The organism is Bradyrhizobium sp. IC4059 (assembly GCF_020193615.1).
Taxonomy (GTDB): domain Bacteria; phylum Pseudomonadota; class Alphaproteobacteria; order Rhizobiales; family Xanthobacteraceae; genus Bradyrhizobium; species Bradyrhizobium yuanmingense.
In genome coordinates this window covers 1-381 of record NZ_JADYVH010000059.1, presented here as the reverse complement: position 1 = coordinate 381, position 381 = coordinate 1, and the positions used below count along the sequence as shown (strand labels likewise).

The following is a 381-nucleotide window of genomic DNA, read 5'->3' as shown; positions in this document are numbered from 1 at the left end:
CGCCAGCGGGTTTTACGGCGCGACGGTGACCAGCGGCGGCGCGAAGTGGATGCACGGCATGATGTCGGACGCCTTCTATCAATATCTGCAGCAGATGCCGGTCGGCGGCAGCTTTACGATGACCATCAATGCCTGTCAGACCTCGGTGAACTACGATGCCAGCAGCGGCGCGCGCTGTAAGGATCAGGCCTCCGGCAACTGGTATGTGCGCAACGTCACCCACACCAAAGCCGCGAACCTGCGGTTGATTAATACCCACTCGCTGGCGGAGGTGTTTATCAACAGCGATGGCGTGCCGACCCTCGGGGAAGGGAACGCCGACTGCCGGACGCAGACCATCGGCAGCCGCTCAGGATTAAGCTGTAAGATGGTCAACTATAC

Annotated in this window: 1 pseudogene; it reads left to right on the top strand. The window is 60.4% G+C overall.

What is annotated here, in order from left to right:
• Positions 1-381 (top strand): annotated as a pseudogene (locus tag I6F12_RS37095) (hypothetical protein); the annotation flags it as partial.